This is a genomic window from Flavobacterium sp. ALD4, assembly GCF_002836475.1.
Taxonomy (GTDB): Bacteria; Bacteroidota; Bacteroidia; order Flavobacteriales; family Flavobacteriaceae; genus Flavobacterium.
In genome coordinates, this window is the sequence record NZ_PJBJ01000023.1 from 212,402 (window position 1) to 234,952 (window position 22,551).

The window sequence follows — 22,551 nt, forward strand, 5'->3', positions numbered from 1 at the left end:
GCTGGCTTTGTTTAAAAATCAAAACTTCGACCATCGTCAGCTAATAGCACCTCTGGAAAAATGATTTCTGCTTCCTCCTTAAAGAGACCGATATTCTCATAACGGGTAGAATAATGTCCTATTATCAATTTTTTTACCTTTGCTTTCAAGGCTATTGTGGCCGCTTCTTTTGCTGTTGAATGCATGGTCTTTCCTGCTAGCCCTTCTTCTGATTGTAAAAAGGTTGCTTCATGATACAAAACATCTACTCCGTTTATCAGTGGAATAATTGCCTCATTATATGCGGTGTCGGAACAAAAAGCATAACTCATTGGCGGTTTTGGATCGAATGTCAATTGCGCATTTTCAATTACCCTTCCATCCTCTAGCGTGATATCTTTTCCGTTTTTGATGTTTTGGAAATAGCATTTGTCAATTTCATAATTCTGAACTGCATCCGTATTCAGTTTTCTTTTGTCTATTTTTTCTTCGAATAAAAAACCATTGGTATAAATGCGATGTTTCAACGGTATTGTTTTTACGACCACTTTATCATCTTCAAAAACAATTTCACTTACATTTGATTCTAATTCATGGAAATGTAAACCATAATTAGTCCATGAATTGGCTAATCGCAATTGCAACTTTATAATTTCTTTGATCCCCTTTGGTCCATAGATATGTAAATCAGTATTCCGATTTAGTAATGTAAACGTCGATACTAAACCTATCAATCCAAAGAAGTGGTCTCCATGCAAATGCGAAATAAAAATATGGTTGATTTTAGAAAATCTGATTTTGTTTTTACGCAGCTGTACTTGTGTACCTTCTCCACAATCAATTAAAAACAGTCTGTTCTTAATTTCTAGAATTTGGGAAGTAGGATTAGTAAATGTCCGGGGAGTTGCTGCATAACAGCCTAGGATTGTTAGTTTCAAGTTATATTTTAAAGTTTAAAGTTGGCTTATAATTAAAAAAAAACAGACCCTTAATTACTTGGTGTAGAAAATTGAGATAAAGTAACGCTATCCACTATCCATTTTTACTTTCTTTTTTATAGTTTCTAATCTGCAAAATCATTGCAATTACCAGTAGCCCATTCGCAATTAAGTCTAAATAACTAGTTGATTTATTTGTGAAAATATTGCATAAATTTACACCCAATAAAATTAAAAAACATACTAATAACACTATTTTTAAAACGTATAGTTTCTTTGGGTCGTTATAAAAGTAGATACTTCTTATTTTTGTTTAAAAACCCAAGTCTCTTTCAATCTCTTCCATTTCAATAGTATCATGTGCTTCCAATATAGACGGAACGACAGCTAATTCATCAGGAACGGCATTGTAATCTAAATCTGAAATTACAATTACAAAAGATTTTTTTGCTTTTTTATGTTGTTTAGACAACGGCAAAAATAATTTAACGTCATCTAAAGTCAAGTCTTTATGATGCAAAAGATTAATTATAATATTATGTTTTTCGAAGGTTTTATATTGATGCGTAACTTTCATCAAAAAAGAAGTAAAATCCCCTTGAGTGTCTTTGATTGTAATTGTGTGGCCTTTTTGTTCTACTTTCATTGCATTAATTTTTCAGGATTACTGTCTAACTAAGGTACTACCTTTTTTTATATTACTGAATTTTTGAAGCCAAAAGATAGATTACCGCCATCCTTATTGCTACACCATTTTCAACTTGATTCAATATAACAGATTGATGAGAATCTGCCACTTCAGAAGTAATCTCTACTCCCCTGTTTATAGGTCCGGGATGCATAATTACGATTTCCTTGTTTAAAGAATCTAATAATGTTTTATCGACCCCATATTGTTGTGCATACTCTCTGGTTGACGGAAAATAATTCACATCCATTCGTTCATTTTGTACACGCAACATATTAGCGACATCGCACCACTCTAGCGCTTTACGCAAATTAGGTTCCACTGTCACTCCCAGTGATTCAATATGTTTTGGAATTAGCGTTTTGGGTCCGCAAACTTTGACTTCAGCTCCTTGCATTTGCAAAGCGTATATATTTGACAATGCTACTCTCGAATGCAATACATCGCCTACTATAACTACTTTCTTCCCTCCTACTTCACCCAGTTTTTCTCTAATTGAATAACTGTCCAGTAACCCTTGGGTAGGATGTTCATGTGCGCCGTCACCTGCATTTATGATACTTGCTTTTACATTTTTGGACAAAAAGTAAGCTGCTCCAGGGTTAGAATGGCGCATCACCACCATATCCACTTTCATCGAAAGAATATTGTTAACAGTATCAATTAGTGTTTCTCCCTTTTTTACAGAAGATTGAGCAGCTGAAAAACTAATGACATCTGCAGACAATCTTTTTTGTGCCAGTTCAAACGAAAGTTTTGTTCGTGTACTATTTTCAAAAAAAATATTGGCAATGGTAATGTCTCGTAACGAAGGTACTTTTTTAATGGGACGACTAATGACTTCTTTAAAATGATCGGCTGTTTCAAAAATAAGGTCAATATCACTCTTGTTAATATATTTTATACCTAATAAATGATCTACGCTTAATTCTTTCATTCTTTTACGATTATTTTATTTTTATAAAATCAGATTCTTTACTATCTAAAGTAAGGCTTCTAATTGGTAACTAAATACACGACGTCTTCACCGTTATTTTCGCTCCATTCTACCTTTACCTTTTCATTGTTGATGGCATCGACCTGTCTGCCCCTGTAATCAGGCTGTATAGGTAAATTACGACTAAAGCGTCTGTCAATCAAAACAAGTAATTCAATTTCTGCAGGCCTTCCAAAAGATTGAATAGCAGTCAAGGCAGATCGAATACTACGGCCCGTAAACAAAACATCATCAATAAAAATTACTTTCTTGTTCTCAACAATAAAATTAATTTTAGTTTCATTTGCTTCTAAAGGCTTATCAGTTCTTCGAAAATCATCTCTAAAGAAAGTAATATCCAAGAGTCCTAATTTTATTTCAGGCGTATTATATTCATTTTCCAAAATTTTTTTAAGTCGTTCTGCCAAAAAAGTTCCTCTAGGTTGAATCCCTATCAAGATAGTATCTTTAAAGTCGAGGTGTTTTTCAATTAGCTGACAAGCCAAACGGTGCAGAATGATATTGACTTCTTTAGAATTGAGCAATACTTTTTGAGTCATGGTAAAGTGTTGTGTTTGGTTTCACAAATATACGAATTCCAATTTATGATTTAATAATTATAATCCGAGATTAAAAATTCATTTAGGCAAAAGAACAAATATAAATAATTATATAAATCCTGTTGTGACATATCCACTTAATTTTATCCAACCTAATAATTAAAACTGAGGTTTAAATAGAAAAGTTATGCCAAACTAGTTAATTAGAGTATTACTGCTGTTAACAGTGGTATTATCGCTGACAGGACGTTCCGTTGTTAATGGAATATTTAAAGCTGTAATGGGTGTGGGTGTTTTTATAGTAATCGCAATGCTAGCGATAACCCTCTTTACTGTGAGTGAATTATTTGGAAATAACGAAATGCTCTGATACAAAAAAACTCCTACAGCTAGGCTACAAGAGTTTTTTTTTTAAAAATAGTTTAATATCCCTTATTTGGCATACATCTTAGTTCTTAATTCCTGGACTTTTTCATCATCTAAATAATCATCAAAAGTCATGTAACTATCAATAGCCCCATTTGGTGTTAATTCCACCACTCTGTTACCGACAGTTTGAGCAAACTCATGATCATGGGTAGTAAAGATTACAGACCCTTTATAGTTTTTCAATGAATTATTAAATGCCTGAATTGACTCTAAATCTAAGTGATTTGTTGGCTCGTCTATCATCAATATATTGGCTCTTTCCATCATCATTCTGGACATCATACAACGTACTTTTTCTCCTCCTGATAACACTCTGCATGTTTTCAATGCTTCTTCTCCTGAGAAAATCATTTTACCAAGGAAGCTACGAATATTAACCTCATCACGTTCTTCTTCTGTTTTTACCCATTGACGCAACCAATCCACAAGTGATAAATCATTTTCAAAATAAGAATGGTTATCTACCGGCAAATAGGCTTGATTAGTGGTTACACCCCAATCGAAATTACCCGAATCAGCCTTTTGGTTTCCATTTAATATTTCGTAAAAAGCGGTCGTTGCACGAGAATCTTTAGAGAATAATACAATTTTATCTCCTTTGGCCATATTCAAATCAACATTTTTAAACAATACCTCTCCATCAATAGAGGCACTAAGATTCTGGATATTCAAAATTTGATCTCCTGCTTCACGCTCCTGGTCAAAAATGATTGCAGGGTAACGACGGCTCGAAGGTTTTATCTCAGATATATTTAATTTACTGATCATTTTTTTACGGGAAGTAGCTTGTTTAGACTTGGCTACATTCGCACTGAAACGACGAATAAATTCTTCTAACTCTTGTTTCTTTTCCTCCGCTTTTTTATTTTGTTGTGCACGTTGTTTCGCGGCTAATTGGCTTGATTCATACCAAAAAGTATAATTTCCCGAATAATGGTTTATTTTACTATAATCAATATCCGAGATATGAGTACAAACTGAATCTAAAAAGTGACGGTCATGCGACACGACGATAACGGTGTTTTCATAGTTTGCCAAGAAATTTTCTAACCATTCAATAGTCTCAAAATCCAAATCATTGGTAGGTTCATCCATTATCAGTAAATCTGGATTTCCAAAAAGAGCTTGTGCCAAAAGGACACGAACTTTAATTTTCCCCTCCAAGTCTGCCATCAATGTAAAATGATGCTCTTCGCCAATACCTAGATTTGATAGCATTGCAGCGGCATCAGAATCAGCATTCCAACCACTCATTTCTTCAAACTGGACCTGCAATTCCCCTATTCTATCTGCATTTTTATCATTATAATCTAAATAGAGTTCGTCCATTTCCTTTTTGATCGAATATAAAGTCTTGTTCCCCATAATTACGGTTTCCAATACGGTATGTTCATCAAACATATTGTGGTTTTGACTTAAAACCGACATACGTTTCCCTGGTTCTAAATGGACATGTCCTGATGTAGGATCCATTTCACCGGAAATTATTTTAAGGAATGTAGATTTCCCAGCTCCATTGGCTCCGATAACTCCATAAATATTACCATGTGTAAAGGTGGTATTTACTTCGTCAAACAAAATTCGCTTACCAAACTGAACCGATAAATTATTAACTGTTAGCATGTATTTTCTTTTATATAATTTTTTGCAAAAGTACAAAAAAAATAACGATTTTTTAAATCTGTAAAATACATATTTATAAAATCAACTGACCACAGCCTAAAAAAAGAAATCCTGACCACTTTTAGTCAGGATTAAAAAAGCATCTTTCTTATTATAAGACAGTTAATTAAATAAAAAACAAAAAAAACCCTATCAACAAACAAAAAAAATAAAGCAAAAAAAATATTTTAATGTCTCTTTTTCACTACTGAATTGGATAGTTATAGTAGCTTTTTTAAACTATCATAAACGGCTAATTCCACATCGGCTGAATTTCGAATAGTGAATTCTTCTAATAACGCATTCAATGCCTTTTTATCGACATTTTGTTTTTCTTCAATTGCTAATAAAAGTTGCTTTGAAATCGCACTTAAATTATTAGACATCGGCAAAACAGGTTGAATTAAAGGCGCATTTGCACTAAGGCGAATTAAATCCGTATTCATAGCTATCCATTGTTTTAAAAAATCAGTGACTATTTTCTGATTCTCTAAACTTCTGTTTTCTAAATACTTGTTGACCGCTTTATTAAATTCATAGGCATCTGAAGCATCGGCTGAACAAGCATCTGCAAACAGCGTTAGTGGAGAATACATAAAATACTTTTTCCCACCACCGTTGCGTTTATACATTTTATAAGGTTCGCAAATGTTAGTAAAATCATTCACCGCTTTCGTATCTTGATAATTAGTGATATTCCTTAAAATCACTTCTTTATTTCTAATGTGTGTTATTCCTACTTCTTCCAGTCTGGAAGAAATTACTTTTAACCTTTTGTGCATGCTACTTAAATCGGTAACAGTATCATTTGACCATAATCTTTCGGCAATTGCGGCTGTTCTAGGCCATATTTTTGAATCTATGTTCAAAGGCGCCGCAAGTTCGCTCCACATAGCAGCCTCCCCTCCCAGTATTCGCGCCTTCTCTTCCGGAGAAAGAACAATGTTTTTGGGTAATGGATCGTTCAGGTAATGACTATCCACGGTGAGCATCAAATCAATATAATACCCATTAGACAAAACTGTATTGTAGCCATTCTTTGCGGCTGTAATGAGCGCTCCACCTGCACTAACCCCTTCATTACCTCCTCTCCACGCATGGATAATGGCATCTTTGGACATGTCTTTTGTCATAATCTCCTCCCAGCCCATCAGTCGTTTATTATGCTTCTTTAACATTGGTATCAACTTCATGTTAAAATAGGTTTGCAAGCCGTGATTACTTGTTATTTCATTCTTTTTTTTAAAGTCTCGGATGGTAGGATTTGCATTCCACTCTTTACCGTTATTTTCGTCTCCGCCGATATGAAAGTAGTTACTGGTAAACAACGGACACACTTCATCAAAAATTTCACCAAGTAATTGATATAATTTAGGATTCGTAGGGTCAAGTGCCGAATCATAAATTCCGGATCTTCGTCCAACAGAATACGACGTGCTGCCACTTTGTTTACTCCCTATTTCAGGGTAAACAGAAAGTAAAGCCGAAGCATGACCGGGAATATCTATTTCAGCTACTACCATAATCCCGAGTTCATCGGCATATTTGACAATATTTTTAATTTCTTCTTGCGTATAATAATCCCCGTCTGAAGCGAATTCAGTCAACTTTGGATGTTTTTTTATTTCAATTCTCCAACCTTGATCATCAGCTAAATGCCAATGGAAGACATTCATTTTCATGGAAGCCAGCGCATTAAGGTTTCTCTTGATAACATCAACCGGTTGAAAATGCCTTGCTGCATCTATCATCAGTCCTCTCCAGGTAAATCGTGGCGAATCCGTAACTTCTACTGCCGGAAAATAAAATGAGGTTCCATTATTTTGCATTAATTGCAACAAGGTCTCCAATCCATGCAAAGCACCTAAATCAGTTGTCGCATTAATTATAATCTTGTCGGATACTATCGAAAGCTGATAGCTTTCGTCTTCGTTTAATCCCACCTTTCCCTTTCGCTCGCAATATATCTGTAATTCTGCTGCAGGGAATTCGTTAACTTTAGTGACAAACGCTTGTTCTAAAAACAATCCAGTTCTGCCATCTAACCTTCTTATAAAGTTAGTTACCCCTTTAAATAGTCTGGGATCCGGGTTACCTATAATATTGACTTTGAATTGTTTGGTTAACGAAAAAGTACCTGAAGTCAAATTTATGTTTTGTGGCCAAGGCATAAGGTCTAATTGCTCTTTTGTAATTTGAGCATTCGACACAAAAGCGACCAACAATAGCATTACAATGTATTTCATAGATTTTTTTATCCGTTTAAAATTTAGTTTTTTTAATAATCAAATCGCTTAAAAGCCTCAATAGCTTCATATTCCGGCAGCCCTAAGGCATCATAAAGTATAGCGGTATGTTTATTGCGGTCTTCGGCTCTTACCCAAAATTCTCTTGAATCATTCCCTTGATACATTACCCTGTCCTTTTGGGACTGATGGTGCAAAATAGCATTCCTTTTTAATAACACTTCGTCTGGACTTAAAGGCACTGCCATATCGATTTCGTGAAGTTCCCACTCATGCCAAGCACCGCGATACAACCACAACCAGCAATTATCCATGTATGATTGGGATTTTAATTGTTTCATTGCCGCAAATATAGCATTCAAACAAACTTCATGTGTACCATGGGGGTCTGCCAAATCTCCTGCAGCAAAAACCTGGTGTGGTTTTATTTTTGCGATAATAGCGGCAACAATAGCTATATCTTCATCGCTTATCGGCTTTTTCTTTATGTCCCCTGTTTCGTAAAAAGGCATGTCTAAGAAATGAATGTTTTTATCTTGCAATCCAATACATCTTGTTGCGCCGAAAGATTCACGACGCCTTATCAATGCCTTTAGCTTTCTAACTTCTATCGAATCAACTTGATTTTCCGTTTTATTATTTAAAAACTCGATTACTGAAGAGAAGTTAATTTCAGCAGCATCCACACCAACAAAATCATTAGCTACTTCTGCAAATTTTAATGCTTCATCGTCTGTAACCGCAATATTTCCCGAGGTTTGATATACGACATGGACATCATGCCCTTGCTTTATCAATTTCGAAAAAGTACCTCCCATTGAAATCACATCGTCATCGGGATGAGGACTAAAAAGAATCACTCTTTTTTTACTTGGACTCGCTCGTTCCGGCCGATAGGTGTCATCTGTATTAGGTTTTCCACCCGGCCATCCCGTTATAGTGCGTTGCAATACATTAAACATATTAATATTTAAATCATACGCAGATCCTTCTTGCGCCAAGAGATCAGACATTCCGTTATTATTGTAATCTCTGTCGGTCAACTTTAAAATTGCTTGATCTGTCTTTTGGCACAGCCAAACAATAGCTTTACTTTTTAGTTCTTGAGTCCAAATACAATCACCGACTAACCACGGGGTTTTAAATCGGGTTAACTCTGATGCTGCCGATTGGTCTAAAACAAAAGTGGTATTCGTGTGATTCTGCAAAAACGTAGCGGGAACTTCAGCGCTGATGTTTTCCTGAATTGTTCTTTTGATTATATCGGCTTTATTTTGACCCCAAGCTATCAAAACAATTCTCTTAGATTGCAAAATGGTGGAAATTCCCATGGTAATTGCTCTTTTTGGAACATTGTCAGTACCATTAAAATCTGACGATGCATCAACTCTTGTAATGTGATCCAAAGTAATAATTCTCGTTCCGGAATTGATATGCGATCCTGGCTCATTGAATCCAACGTGTCCAGTACGTCCTATTCCCAGCAACTGAAAATCAATTCCTCCTGAATTTTTTATTTTGATTTCATAATCGATACAATACTGTTTTATGTCTTCAATGGAGACAGTTCCGTTAGGTATGTTGATGTTTTCTTCCTTTATGTCAATATGATCGAAAAGGTGTTGGTGCATGAAATAGTGATAGCTTTTGTTGTTATCCACCCGCATGGGATAATATTCATCCAGATTAAAAGTAATCACATTCCTAAAACTAAGTCCTTCTTTTTTATGCATCCGCACTAATTCGTAATATACCATTATAGGTGAAGAACCAGTTGCCAACCCAAGCACGCAGTTTTCTTTTTTCTGTTGTTTGGATTTAATCAAGTCAGCAATTTCTTTAGCAACAATAATAGAGGCTTCTGCCGCATTTTTAAAAATTACGTTATGGATCTTCTCAAACCGAGTATCTTCAAATTTACCGGGGCTTTCATAGCTTATATCTGGCTTGTGGTCTAAATCACTTTTCATATTATTTTGTTTAATACATATTTATAAAGGTATGAAAATTTTTACTCGATATAAATACCGTTATTTTACCAATTCCGTCTTCTTTTAAGTTATTAAAAGTTTAAATTGAAGCCTTTATTAGAAATTAATTCTATCCGATAGGATGTTAAAAAGAGAAAAAAATGAAAAAAAATCATGCTTTTATAAAAAAAAGTGATTATTCTATAATTTTAATAAGATTTATTCAAAATTGTTTTTTTTTAATTTGAGTAACAAATATATTTACCGCCGTTCTATAAAAGCTAATCTTAAAAAACTATCCGAAAATTATGAGTTCAGAAAATTTACAAACCAAATGGGGACAATTTATTTCCTTGATAATAGTGTTCTTCTTTTGGGGTTTTGTTGGCTCTGCCAATGACATATTAATACCTGTTTTCAAAAAGGTTTTTATGCTGTCACAAGTTCAATCTCAACTCGTAGCTTGGGCGTTTTATGTAGCGTACTTTGTAGGATCAATTATTTTCTTCTTAGTATCATTAAAAGTTGATGTTTTACAAAAATTTGGATACAAAAAGACATTATCTGCTGGTTTATTACTTTCTGCATTTGGTTCTTTTATGTTTGTTCCTGCAGCCACAATGGAGAGTTTCCCTTTCTTCCTTACCGCTTTATTTACAGTAGGACTAGGCTTTTCAATTCAGCAAATTGTTGCTAATCCACTAGCTATTAAGATGGGAAGCCCCGATACTGGCGCACACCGCTTGACGTTAGCAGGGGGAATCAACTCTTTTGGAACTACTATCGGTGCTATTTTACTAGGAATCGCATTATTTGGAATGGGAAATGATAAAAAAACAGACCTTTCTTTAGAAGATATAAAACTACCTTTTATAATTTTAGGGATTGCTTTTATTGTAGTTGCTATTTTTATGAATTTTTCTAAGATTGAAAATCCAGCAAAAACAGAAAAAAAAGTTATTACAGACAATAGTGATACGTTTAGGATTTTAGACTACCCGCAGCTATATTTAGGAATGTTAGCTATTTTTATTTACGTTGGAACAGAGGTAACCATAATTAGTAACTTACCTGCTTTATTGCATACCGTGGAGTTTGGTCGAATCTTAGAAGATTCTGTATCACCCTTTATAGCGTTGTATTGGGGAAGTTTGATGATTGGCCGTTGGAATGGTGGTGTAAATGTTTTTAACACCTCGACCCTTGTAAATACTGCACTTAAATTCATCGTACCTGCAGTTGCATTTGGAGTAATTATCGGCGCTAATATTTTTGCTGAACATGACGTTTCTGCATTTTATATTTACCCAATCTGGATTTTATTATTTATTGGAGTAAGTTTTGTAGGTGGTAAAAATGCAGGAAAAACATTAATGCTTTTTGGAATATCAGGGTTATTAATGATGCTATCGGGATTAGTTTGCACGGATACTGAAATTGCTAAATTTTTCTTTATCTCAGGAGGCTTATTCTTATCGATCATGTGGCCATCAATCTTTGATTTAGCTATTGCTGGACTAGGTAAAAATACTGGAAAAGCATCCTCTTTCTTAATCATGATGATCCTTGGTGGAGGAGTTATTCCATTGATCCAAGGAGGAATTTGCGATATAGATCTTACTAGTCCAGCTGGAATATTTGGTATTTCATGGACACACTTCTCTTATGTGGTACCGCTCCTTGGTTTTGCTTATTTAGGCTTTTATGGTTATTACTGTCCTAAAATCTTAAAAAGACAAGGTATCGGTCGCATTGAAACCGAGGGAGGAGGACACTAACCTTATTTTTATTGACAAATTATTTTATTATAAAAGATTTTTATTCAAACTAAAAAAAACCGTCAAAGTAGATTTGACGGTTTTTTTGTGGCATCAATTTTGGAATCATAACGTATATAAAATATATTTGTTTAAAATTATTAAATATGAAAAAAACTTTACTCCTACTTTCTCTTATAATCGTTCTTGCTTGCTGTGGTGTGAAGAGCACGCAAAGCTTATTAAGTTCCGGTAACTATGACGCGGCTATAAATAAAGCAGTCTCTAACTTACGCACCAATAAAGACAAAAAAGGAAAACAAGATTACATCTACTTACTCGAAGAAGCATTTGCAAAAGCGAAGGAGCGCGATTTAGATGCCATCAATTTATTAGCCAAAGATGCAAATCCCGCCCAATTGGAAAAAATGTACAATACTTATCTGCAACTCAACGGGCGACAAGAAAAAATAAAACCTTTGCTCCCTTTGCGATTGATTAGAGAAGGGCGCAATGCCATATTTCCTTTTGATAGGTATAACGACCAAATCATTGACAGCAAAAATGCCCTTTCCTCCTATTTATATGCTAATTCAAAAAAGCTGTTGTTAACAGAGAATAAAATGAATTTCCGTAAAGCATATGATGATTTAGAATATTTAAATAAAATAAACCCTAATTATAAAGATGTTTTGAGTCTTATGGACAATGCGCTGCTCAAGGGGTCTGATTATGTCATGGTGGAAACAAAAAACCAAACAAATATGATTATCCCTGCCCGTTTACAAAATGATCTGTTGGACTTCAGCACCTATGGATTAAACGACAAATGGACGGTATATCATACATCTAAGCAAAAAAGTGTTAAGTATGATTACGGAATGGTTATTCGTTTCAATCAAATATCTATTTCGCCAGAACAAATAAATCAGACAGAGTTCGTAAAAGAACGCAAAATTAAAGATGGCACAAGAAAACTGTTAGACGACGAGGGAAAAGAAGTCTTAGCTGAGGACGGCAAAGTAATCATGGTAGATAATTTTAGAAATGTGACCGTGCGCATTTATGAATTCAAACAGTTCAAATCTTGCCAAATTACCGCTATTGTAGATTATGTACATTACCAAAGCAACCAACTTCTACAATCATTTCCTTTGACCACTGAAACTGTCTTTGAAAATATTTACTCTACATACAAGGGAGACAGGCGCGCCTCAGACGATAATTACTATTCTTATTTTGATAACAGTAGGTTGCTTTTTCCAACAAATGAGCAAATGGTTTATGATACCGCTGAAGATTTAAAATCTAAAATAAAAGATATAATCATTAGAAATCCATTTAAAAATTAATCTATTTATAAAACTCCTTGAGCATCAAATTCCTCAAGGAGTTTTTTTTTGAAATACAACAAAGTATTGAAATTTTGTTAGAAAATGAAAAATAAGTATTCTGTTATAAAAATTAGTCTACTTTTACCCCAATGAATAATACACTCCTAAATATAAATCCAATCTCACGGATAATCAAACCTACTACTTCACCCGAAGTACGGATGCTATTAGTATAGTTTCCAATATTGTTTTGTAAATATTTTTATTCATTTATTATTTTACCGTTTTGAAATCACATTTATTTTCCATTGGAATAGTATTTTCCAAAATCATCATACCGTTTACAGTACTTTATTGTTATTCAATTTATTGCACTATAAATTCGTATTTTAGTTCTTTTATTCAAGGAAATAAAAAAAGTGTTTTAGAGCCAACTTACAAATCATTTTTTAACTCAAAAAAGCAACTCTTGTAATGAATATCTCCATTGTTATAGCCCAGGAAGAACATTTTAAGTACGCACAAATTATTTGCGATACCATAGAGTCATCTGCATTATTGAGAGGAACTGGAATTGCAAAAAGAACTCCAGAATACATCCTAAAAAAAATAGAAAATAAGGATGCCGTTATCGCTTTGGACAATGGTGGTTTTGCTGGTTTTTGTTATATCGAAAGTTGGCAAGACAGCAATTATGTCGCACATTCAGGATTGATTGTGCATCCCGATTACAGAAATTTAGGATTAGCCAAAAAAATTAAATCTAAGGTTTTTGACTACTCTTTAAAAAAATATCCAAATGCTAAAGTATTTGGTATCACAACCGGTCTGGCCGTAATGAAAATCAATTCTGAACTGGGATACAAACCAGTTCCTTTTTCTGAACTGACGACGGACCCCAGTTTTTGGAAAGGATGTCAAACCTGTACCAATTATGAAATTCTAAAGAGTAAAGAGAACAAAATGTGTTTGTGCACTGGAATGCTTTATGACCCGAAAGAAAAAGCTAAAGTCCCTCCAAAACATCCTTTTAATGTCCGGATTTGGAACCGCTTAAAAAAAATTAAACAAGCCCTTTTCTTAGAAGACTAACCCCCTTCACAACCTTCCCAAAAGGGAATGAGCATAAAAAAAGGAGATAAATAACTAAAAGAATAAATATAATCTGCTAACGGCTTAAAGCCAATGGCCTATAATAGCTCAAAAAAATGAAAAAAGTTGTATTAGCATATAGTGGAGGTTTAGATACCTCATATTGCCTTAAGTATTTAAAAAACGAAAAAGGATATGAAGTTCACACCGTATTAATCAATACAGGAGGTTTTGATGATGCAGAATTAAAAGCAATTGAAGAAAGAGCCTATGAATTAGGGAGTGCAAAACACGCTAACCTAACCATAGTAGACAGATACTATGACAAAGCCATTAAGTACTTAATTTTTGGTAATGTTTTAAAAAATAACACCTACCCTTTATCCGTAAGTGCCGAACGTGTTTTTCAAGCTATTGAGGCTATAAAATATGCCAAATCAGTTGGAGCAACAGCTATTGCTCACGGAAGTACAGGTGCAGGAAATGACCAAATCCGTTTTGATTTAATTTTTCAAGCTATCGCTCCTGAAATTGAAATCATTACTCCCATCAGAGATTTGAAATTATCAAGACAGGAGGAGGTGGACTACTTATCAAAAAATGGAGTACACTATTCTTGGGAAAAAGCACAATATTCTATCAACAAAGGACTTTGGGGAACAAGTGTTGGAGGAAAAGAAACATTAACGTCAAATCAACCACTTCCTAGTGAAGCTTTCCCTTCTCAATTACAAAAAGAGGGAGAAGAAAAAGTGACATTAACCTTTGAAAAAGGAGAATTGGTAAAAATTAACAATATAAAAAAATCACCGATTGATAATATTGTAATTCTTGAGAAATTAGCAAACGCCTTTGCTATAGGTAGAGACACACATGTTGGTGACACTATAATCGGTATTAAAGGAAGAGTTGGTTTTGAAGCCGCTGCTCCCCTAATCATCATCAAAGCACACCATTTATTAGAGAAACACACGCTTGGTAAATGGCAACAATACTGGAAAGAGCAACTAGGAAACTGGTACGGAATGTTATTTCATGAAGGACAATTTTTAGATCCTGTGATGAGAAACATCGAGACTTTCTTGGAAGACACTCAAAAAACAGTTAACGGAACGGTAACGGTATCATTGAAACCGTATCACTTTACACTTGACGGAATTGAATCGGATAATGATTTGATGAATAATGAATTTGGTCAATATGGCGAAATGAACAATGCTTGGACATCTGATGATGCGAAAGGATTTATCAAGATACTAGGAAATGCGCAAAACATATTTTCGTCAGTAAATAATGAAACGCACGAGTAATTAACTGCTACTTACTTTTCATAAAACTATTAAGAAATTAAGAAACAACTAAATGTTAAAACTTAATGACACTTATATTCTTAATGGTTTAAAATAAAATTATTTTAAAATAGATTGTTTTTGTTAAGCCAAAAACATTTCAAAAATAAAAAAATATGATTAATGTTGGAATAATAGGAGGTTCAGGGTATACGGCTGGGGAATTAATCAGAATATTAATGTTTCACCCTAGCGCAAAACTTGATTTTGTTTACAGCACTACCAATGCGGGTAAGCAGCTATCAGTGGCACATCATGATTTAATGGGCGATATTGAAATGAATTTTACCGATACCGTAAATCACAATGTAAATGTAGTTTTCTTATGTTTGGGTCATGGTAAATCGATTCAGTTTTTAGAACACAATCAATTTGCAAGTCATACTAAAATCATCGATTTAGGAAATGATTTCAGATTAACAAAAGACAAGGAGTTTAACGGAAAATCGTTTGTTTATGGTTTGCCTGAACTGAATAAAGCCAATATTAAAAACGCACAATACATTGCAAATCCAGGCTGTTTTGCCACTGCAATCCAGTTGGCTTTACTACCTCTTGCAGCTGACGGATTATTAAATAACGATGTACATATCAATGCTACAACGGGAAGTACTGGCGCAGGAGTCAGCCCATCAGAAACTACACATTTCAGCTGGAGATCAAATAACATGTCGCATTACAAAGCATTCGACCACCAGCATTTAGGAGAAATTAACCAAAGTGTGAATCAATTACAAGCCGATTATACTAACGAACTGATTTTTGTACCGAACAGAGGGGATTTTGCAAGAGGAATTTTTGCAACTCTATACACTACTGTAGAAGAAAGATTAGAAGATTTGGTTGCTAAATATGAAGCTTTTTATAAAGACCAACCTTTCGTAACCATTACCGCTGCCAACATTAATATGAAACAGGTGGTACAAACGAATAAATGCATCATTAGTTTAATGAAAAAAGGCAACCGGGTACTAATTACTTCAATAATTGATAATTTAGTAAAAGGCGCATCAGGTCAAGCCGTCCAAAACATGAATTTAATGTTTGGATTAGAGGAGTCTACAGGATTGCACTTGAAGCCAAGTGGGTTTTAAAAAAAATTATTTATTTGGTTAATCGGTTAATCGGTTAAACAAATCAAAAAATAACTGATTAAACATTTAAAAAAAATGAACTTATTTGACGTTTACCCATTATACCCTATTACCCCTGTAAAAGCATTAGATTGCATCATTACAGATGATAAAGGAATCGAATATTTAGATTTATACTCTGGCCACGGAGTGATATCTATTGGTCATACTCAACCTGATTATGTAGCTAAAATCAAAGCACAATTGGATAATTTAAGTTTTTACTCCAATGCGATTCAGAACCCTTTGCAGATAGAACTAGCGGATAAACTCGGAAAACTTTCGGGTTATACAGATTACGGCTTATTTTTATGCAGCTCTGGAGCGGAGGCCAATGAAAATGCTCTAAAAATGGCGTCTTTTCATACGAATAAGTCAAGAGTTATCTCTTTTCATAATGCTTTTCATGGACGTACGTCTGCAGCTGTGGCAACTACAGATAATAAAAAAATTATTGCACCAATTAACGCGCAACAAATTGTCACTTTCTTGCCATTGAACGAGATTGATTTGGTTGAAGCCGAATTAAAGAAAGGCGATGTTGCTTGTGTTATCATCGAACCTATTCAAGGTGTTGGTGGTCTTGACCAAGGAACGACCGAGTTTTTTCAAGCCTTAGAAAAAGTGTGTAAGGCTAATGACGTCGTTCTAATCTTGGATGAAGTACAATCTGGTTTTGGAAGAAGCGGGAAGTTTTTTGCGCATCAATATCATGACATAAAACCTGATATAATTTGTATGGCAAAAGGAATGGGTAATGGTTTTCCCATTGGTGGTATCTTAATTGCTCCTCATTTTGAAGCAAGTTATGGTTTATTAGGAACTACTTTTGGTGGAAGTCATTTGGCTTGCGCAGCAAGTATCGCCGTTTTAGATATCATCGAAAGTCAGAATTTGATGGAAAACGCTAGCAATGTTGAAGCGTATTTCATGGAAGCAATAAAAGTGATTCCTGAAATCATTAAGGTAAAAGGTCGAGGATTGATGCTAGGCGTTGAGTTTGACTTTGACGTAAGTGCTTTAAGAAAGAAAATGATTATCGAGAAACATATTTTCACAGGTGGATCCAGTAATAAAAATCTATTGCGAATTCTTCCACCATTAACGATTACGACGGAAGCGATTGATACTTTCATTGTTGCTTTGCAAGAGTCATTAGCAGAATTAAAATCATAAAAACGAATAAACCATTGTAAAATTTTTAAACTTTGACTATGATTATAATTTTAGAAATATGAAAACAGTATTATCCATAGAAAAAAGAAATGCAGTTTTAAGTAGAATGGCTGCGCTTCTAGAACTAGAAAGAACAGCTATAAAAACTACAAACCAGCAAGATCTTGCCAACTATTCTGGTGGTGTTTTGGCTATGGAAAAACGCTTGCTCATTGATGACGCTAAAATTGACGGAATGATTCTTTCCTTACAACAGCTAGCCATTCAGGAAGATCCTGTAGGGCAAGTTCGTTTAAATTTTACACATGATAACGGATTAAAAATCAGTAACAAAACAGCTGCTTTTGGCACTATTTTGATCATTTATGAATCCAGACCGGACGTAACTGTTGAGGCGGGCGGAATTGCTTTCAAATCAGGAAACAAAATTTTACTGAAAGGCGGTAAGGAATCCTTACTTTCCAATCTTAAAATTGTAAACCTTTGGCACCAAGCCTTGACTAACAATGAAGTAGCTACTTCTTGGGTAGAGTATCTGAATTATGACCGAACTGAAACCCAGGCTTTTTTAGAAAAACCAACGCAAAAAGTAGATTTAATCGTTCCCCGTGGTGGTGAAAACCTGATTAATTTTGTTAAGAAACACGCGACTTGCCCAGTAATTGTCAGTGGTAGAGGAAATAATTTTGTCTACGTAAACAAGGAAGCTGATTTAGATAAAGCTTTAGCTATCATCATTAATGGTAAAACGTCAAATATTTCGGTTTGCAATGCCTTGGATAAAGTTCTAATTGATACTAATCTTGAGAACTGGGAGGCTTTCGCCCAAATAGTAGTGACTGAGTTAAAAGAAAAAAACGTTTTAGTTTTGGGAGACGAAAGCATCTCAAAAGCAACTAATGTTCCTCAAATTGAATCCGATTTAATTTGGTACGAAGAGTTCTTAGATTATAAAATTGTCATTGGAACAACCAATTCTGATCAAAAAGCAATCGAAAAAATAAACAAATATTGTGGCGGTCATTCGGCTTCCATTATAACTAAAAATGATGCTGTAGCGCAGGAATTTATGGAAAATGTCGATACAGCAGCAGTTTATCATAATGCATCGACACGGTTTACCGATGGAGGACAGTTTGGACTTGGTGGTGAACTCGCTATCAGCACAGACAAATTGCATCAAAGAGGACCTATAGGCTTACAGCACCTAGTTACCAATAAGTGGTATATTTACGGAGAAGGACAGATTAGATAGTTTACATTAGTTATTCCTTAGTATTTAGTAATCAGTTTGAGAAAATAGAACTAACAATTTACGTACGAATAACTAACATACAGCTTTGCGAACTTTACGTTTTTATAGATAACAAAGGAATGATCCTTTGTGCCCTTTGTGGTTAAAAGTAAACACATAAAAAACCCTTTGCGGTTAAATACAATGGCTAAAAAAAGAATATTACTAAAAATTGGTACAAACACGTTAACCAAAGAAACCAATCATATTTCGCGGGGAAAAATTGAGGATATTGGTATGCAAATAGCAGCTTTGAATGACGAATACGAGTTTATCATTGTCAGTTCTGGCGCTATAGCAGCAGCGAAACAGTTTGTAAAACTGGAAAGTAAAGGGAAAGAGATAGTAGTTAAGCAGGCATTGGCCTCTATTGGTCAACCCCATTTAATGCGTATTTTTCATGAAAACTTTAGTGATTTGGGGTTGTTAACTTCGCAGTGTTTATTGTCCTATTCTGATTTTGAGAAAGAGCAATCAAAAGTCAATATCGTAAATACAATTAATGTCTTAGTCGAAAATAATTATATTCCCATTATCAATGAAAATGACACCGTAGCCACTGATGAGATTCGCTTTGGTGATAATGATAAGTTAGCGGCATTAGCGGCTGTTTTATTAAAAGTCGATATATTAATAATCGCAACCAACACAAATGGAATTTACACTAAATCGTCTATGCACGATAAAACCCCTGAAACCATTACAGTAGTTAAAGACCTGGAAATGCTTGAAAAAGAAATAGGTGACTTTAAATCCTCACAAGGGACTGGTGGAATGCAATCTAAAATTGAAGCGGCGGCAATTGCTAAAGCAGCCAATATCGAGACTTGGGTTGTGAATGGTTTAAATGATAATTTTATTTTGAACGCATTAAAAAACGAAATTCCTTTTACTAAAATTACATAAAGATGAATTACACTTCAATACAAGATATCGATTCGCTCTCTAAATGGGTGAAATCGGCAATTAAAATTAAAGGCAACCCACTTAAAAATAAAAAACTGGGGAAAAATAAAACCTTAGGGATGTTATTCTTCAATCCGAGTTTAAGAACCCGTTTGAGTACGCAAAAGGCAGCTTTAAATTTAGGGATGAATGTCATGGTCATGAATTTTACCAATGAAGGTTGGACACTGGAATTCGAAGATGGCGCCATCATGAACCAGGGTGCTTCTGAACATATTAAGGAAGCTGCCGAAGTAGTGTCTCAATACTGTGATATTATCGCTATCAGAGCTTTTGCGGGATTAGTGGACAAGGATAAAGACAATGCCGAAACCGTAATGGCAGGATTTTTAAAATATGCTACCGTTCCTGTTGTGAATATGGAAGGTGCTACCGGTCACCCATTACAATCCCTTGCCGATGCGATTACCATGGAAGAGTTCAAAACAGAATACAGACCAAAAGTGGTTTTATCCTGGGCACCACACCCGAAAGCGTTGCCTCAGGCTGTAGCCAATTCCTTCGTGGAAATGATGCAGTTACAAGATGCCGATTTTGTAATAACACACCCTGAAGGGTACGAACTCAATCCTGAAATCATTAAAGGATCTAAGATTGAATACGATCAAAATAAAGCATTTGAAAATGCGGATTTTATCTATACCAAAAACTGGAGCAGTTACAAAGATTACGGTAAAATCACTAATAACGACCCAAACTGGACCGTTACAGCCGATAAAATGAAATTGACTAACAATGCCAAGTTCATGCATTGTTTGCCCGTTAGACGTAATGTGATTGTCTCAGATGAAGTAATTGACAGTGAAAACTCATTGGTCATTCAACAAGCAAATAACAGAACCTATGCAGCGCAATTAGTCTTGCAAAAAATATTAATCCCCCTAGCCCCCAAAGGGAAAATTAAAACAAAAAAGTCTAAAAAAAATAAATGATGACTATACCATCAGAAAACTCGAATATATCAATCTCGGCTCCCTCTCCTTCAGAGATGACTGAGGTGAGGATAATAAAAATTGGGGGCAACATAATTGATGATTCGAATGAGCTAAAACAGTTTTTAACTGATTTTTCAAAAATTGAAGGCTATAAAGTACTCGTTCATGGCGGTGGAAAGTCCGCGACAAAAATGGCTCAAAGTATTGGTTTAGTTCCTGAAATGATTGACGGACGTCGTATAACCGATGCGCCCATGCTTGATGTGGCGGTAATGATTTATGCTGGGCAAATAAATAAAAATATTGTGGCTCAATTACAAGCCCATAATACTAATGCGATGGGATTTTCCGGTGCCGATGGGAATTTAATTCAATCCGAAAAAAGAAACCATCCGACAATCGATTACGGATTTGTGGGCGATGTAAAATCAGTGAATGCCCCGCTGTTACAAACTTTGCTTTCTAACGGAATTACTCCTGTTTTTTGCGCCATCACACATGATAAAAACGGCCAACTATTGAACACCAATGCGGACACCATTGCCAGTGAACTAGCCATTGCTTTATCAGCTGTTTTTGACGTAACTTTAAATTATTGTTTCGAAAAACCAGGTGTTTTATACGATTCAGAAGATGATACGTCTGTAATTGCAACTATGAATGCCAACTTATATTCGAAATTAAAAAGCGAAAAAGCGATCCATTCCGGAATGATTCCAAAACTAGACAACTGTTTCAACAGCTTGTCCAAAGGAGTTCAAAAAATCCGAATAGGTCATCACAGTATGTTGCAAAATGATGATGCTATTTGCACGACAATAGAATTATAAAATGTAAAACACAAATTTCACCGATTTACAAAAACTAATCTGTGCTAATTTGTGTAATACGTGTTAAAAAATAAGAATAAATGAAAAACATCAAAATCCTTACACAAGAAGCCATTTCACTTTTAGAAGCACTAATCGAGACTCCTTCCTTTTCAACCGAAGAAGACAAAACAGCCCTTTTACTCGAGAATTGGTTTAATCAAAACGAAATTCCATTTAAGAGAGAAAATAATAACGTTTGGGCATTCAATATGTATTTTGACAAAGACAAGCCTACCCTACTTTTAAATTCCCACCACGATACCGTAAGGCCCAACCAAGCCTATACTAACGATCCGTTTAAGGCAATTGTGAGAGACGGGAAGTTGTTCGGTTTGGGGAGTAATGATGCGGGAGGTTGTTTGGTTTCCTTGTTAGCTACTTTTGTTCATTTTTATGCCAATGAAACTTTACCTTATAATATCGTAATCGTTGCCTCTGCCGAGGAAGAAAACAGCGGTAAAAATGGATTAAATAGTGTACTGAAACATTTACCAGAATTAGATTGTGCGATTGTAGGGGAACCCACTTTAATGCAATTGGCCATTGCCGAAAAAGGATTGTTAGTGCTTGACGTGAAAGTAAAAGGAACACCGAGTCACGCTGCCCATCAAAACGAGGATAATGCGATATACAAAACGATTACGGTCATGGAATGGTTTAAAAACTATAACTTCACTAAAATATCAGAACAATTAGGTCCCGTAAAAATGACTGTTACCCAAATCAATGCCGGAAAACAACACAATGTAGTGCCATCTGAATGTGATTTGGTCGTTGATATCCGTGTAAATGATTGCTATTCAAATCCTGAAATTTTAGAAGTGGTAAAGGAACATGTAGACGCTGAAGTCACTCCGCGTTCCATGCACTTAAATGCATCTTCCATCCCTGCAGCGCATGAATTAGTGCAAGCCGGAATTGCGTTAGGTAGAACAACCTATGGTTCTCCTACCCTGTCGGATCAGTCCGTTTTGAGCTGTAAATCTTTGAAATTAGGCCCCGGAGATACGCTGCGGTCGCACTCTGCAGATGAATTTATATATGTAGACGAAATCGAAGAAGGAATCCAATTGTATATCAAAATACTAGGTGATTTTTTAAAACAATAGAATGATTTGGAGCAATTTCCCGCTATCCGTTACAATCTTTTATTTTTTAATGAAAAAATAAAAGGATTTTCACTGCTATCGGGGCT

The 22,551-nt window shown here is 35.0% G+C and carries 18 protein-coding genes; 11 read left to right on the forward strand and 7 right to left on the reverse strand.

What is annotated here, in order from left to right:
* Window positions 1-11: 11 nt before the first annotated feature.
* The 7 genes from CXF59_RS03380 to nagB all read right to left on the reverse strand — a co-directional run bounded on the left by CXF59_RS03380 (window position 12) and on the right by nagB (window position 9,448).
* Window positions 12-917, reverse strand: a complete 906-nt coding sequence (locus CXF59_RS03380) for a ribonuclease Z (RefSeq protein ID WP_101136303.1) — start codon at window positions 915-917, stop codon at window positions 12-14.
* Window positions 918-1,230: 313 nt separating this feature from the next.
* Complete coding sequence (locus tag CXF59_RS03385; RefSeq protein ID WP_101136304.1) at window positions 1,231-1,563, reverse strand: ribonuclease Z; 333 nt, start codon at window positions 1,561-1,563, stop codon at window positions 1,231-1,233.
* Between the two features lie 52 nt (window positions 1,564-1,615).
* Entirely contained in the window at window positions 1,616-2,542 is a 927-nt protein-coding gene (locus tag CXF59_RS03390; RefSeq protein ID WP_101136305.1) for an aspartate carbamoyltransferase catalytic subunit, read from the reverse strand.
* A 59-nt stretch (window positions 2,543-2,601) separates the two neighbouring features.
* Window positions 2,602-3,141 carry a bifunctional pyr operon transcriptional regulator/uracil phosphoribosyltransferase PyrR gene (pyrR, locus tag CXF59_RS03395; RefSeq protein ID WP_101136306.1) on the reverse strand — a complete coding sequence of 180 codons (540 nt, stop codon included), beginning with the start codon at window positions 3,139-3,141 and terminating at the stop codon, window positions 2,602-2,604.
* Window positions 3,142-3,573: 432 nt separating this feature from the next.
* Window positions 3,574-5,193 (reverse strand): ABC-F family ATP-binding cassette domain-containing protein, encoded by a 1,620-nt coding sequence (locus CXF59_RS03400; protein ID WP_101136307.1) that lies wholly within the window; start codon window positions 5,191-5,193, stop codon window positions 3,574-3,576.
* A gap of 260 nt (window positions 5,194-5,453) precedes the next feature.
* Complete coding sequence (locus CXF59_RS03405; RefSeq protein WP_101136308.1) at window positions 5,454-7,478, reverse strand: beta-N-acetylhexosaminidase; 2,025 nt, start codon at window positions 7,476-7,478, stop codon at window positions 5,454-5,456.
* A 32-nt stretch (window positions 7,479-7,510) separates the two neighbouring features.
* Window positions 7,511-9,448: a glucosamine-6-phosphate deaminase gene (gene nagB, locus CXF59_RS03410; RefSeq protein WP_101136309.1), complete on the reverse strand. Its 1,938-nt coding sequence runs from the start codon at window positions 9,446-9,448 to the stop codon at window positions 7,511-7,513.
* Between the two features lie 308 nt (window positions 9,449-9,756).
* Between nagB and CXF59_RS03415 the strand changes: the two genes are divergently transcribed.
* From CXF59_RS03415 to CXF59_RS03465, 11 genes are all read left to right on the forward strand, one after another.
* Window positions 9,757-11,226: an MFS transporter gene (locus CXF59_RS03415; protein ID WP_101136310.1), complete on the forward strand. Its 1,470-nt coding sequence runs from the start codon at window positions 9,757-9,759 to the stop codon at window positions 11,224-11,226.
* A 146-nt stretch (window positions 11,227-11,372) separates the two neighbouring features.
* The gene (locus CXF59_RS03420) at window positions 11,373-12,557 is read left to right on the forward strand and encodes a hypothetical protein (RefSeq protein WP_101136311.1); all 1,185 of its coding nucleotides are present in this window, start codon (window positions 11,373-11,375) and stop codon (window positions 12,555-12,557) included.
* 456 nt (window positions 12,558-13,013) lie between these two features.
* Window positions 13,014-13,631 carry a GNAT family N-acetyltransferase gene (locus CXF59_RS03425; protein WP_101136312.1) on the forward strand — a complete coding sequence of 206 codons (618 nt, stop codon included), beginning with the start codon at window positions 13,014-13,016 and terminating at the stop codon, window positions 13,629-13,631.
* A gap of 116 nt (window positions 13,632-13,747) precedes the next feature.
* On the forward strand, window positions 13,748-14,941 hold the full coding sequence (locus CXF59_RS03430; RefSeq protein ID WP_101136313.1) for an argininosuccinate synthase: 1,194 nt from the start codon (window positions 13,748-13,750) through the stop codon (window positions 14,939-14,941).
* Between the two features lie 155 nt (window positions 14,942-15,096).
* A complete protein-coding gene (gene argC / locus CXF59_RS03435) occupies window positions 15,097-16,074 on the forward strand; it encodes an N-acetyl-gamma-glutamyl-phosphate reductase (protein ID WP_101136314.1) in 978 nt (325 codons plus the stop codon).
* A 75-nt stretch (window positions 16,075-16,149) separates the two neighbouring features.
* Entirely contained in the window at window positions 16,150-17,289 is a 1,140-nt protein-coding gene (locus CXF59_RS03440; RefSeq protein WP_101136315.1) for an aspartate aminotransferase family protein, read from the forward strand.
* Between the two features lie 58 nt (window positions 17,290-17,347).
* Window positions 17,348-18,544 carry a glutamate-5-semialdehyde dehydrogenase gene (locus CXF59_RS03445; protein WP_101136316.1) on the forward strand — a complete coding sequence of 399 codons (1,197 nt, stop codon included), beginning with the start codon at window positions 17,348-17,350 and terminating at the stop codon, window positions 18,542-18,544.
* A 183-nt stretch (window positions 18,545-18,727) separates the two neighbouring features.
* Complete coding sequence (proB, locus tag CXF59_RS03450; protein ID WP_101136317.1) at window positions 18,728-19,489, forward strand: glutamate 5-kinase; 762 nt, start codon at window positions 18,728-18,730, stop codon at window positions 19,487-19,489.
* 2 nt (window positions 19,490-19,491) lie between these two features.
* Window positions 19,492-20,481: an N-acetylornithine carbamoyltransferase gene (locus CXF59_RS03455; protein WP_101136318.1), complete on the forward strand. Its 990-nt coding sequence runs from the start codon at window positions 19,492-19,494 to the stop codon at window positions 20,479-20,481.
* Window positions 20,482-20,537: 56 nt separating this feature from the next.
* Window positions 20,538-21,314: an acetylglutamate kinase gene (argB, locus tag CXF59_RS03460; RefSeq protein ID WP_101136510.1), complete on the forward strand. Its 777-nt coding sequence runs from the start codon at window positions 20,538-20,540 to the stop codon at window positions 21,312-21,314.
* Window positions 21,315-21,394: 80 nt separating this feature from the next.
* On the forward strand, window positions 21,395-22,465 hold the full coding sequence (locus CXF59_RS03465; protein ID WP_101136319.1) for a M20 family metallo-hydrolase: 1,071 nt from the start codon (window positions 21,395-21,397) through the stop codon (window positions 22,463-22,465).
* The last annotated feature ends 86 nt before the right edge of the window (window positions 22,466-22,551 follow it).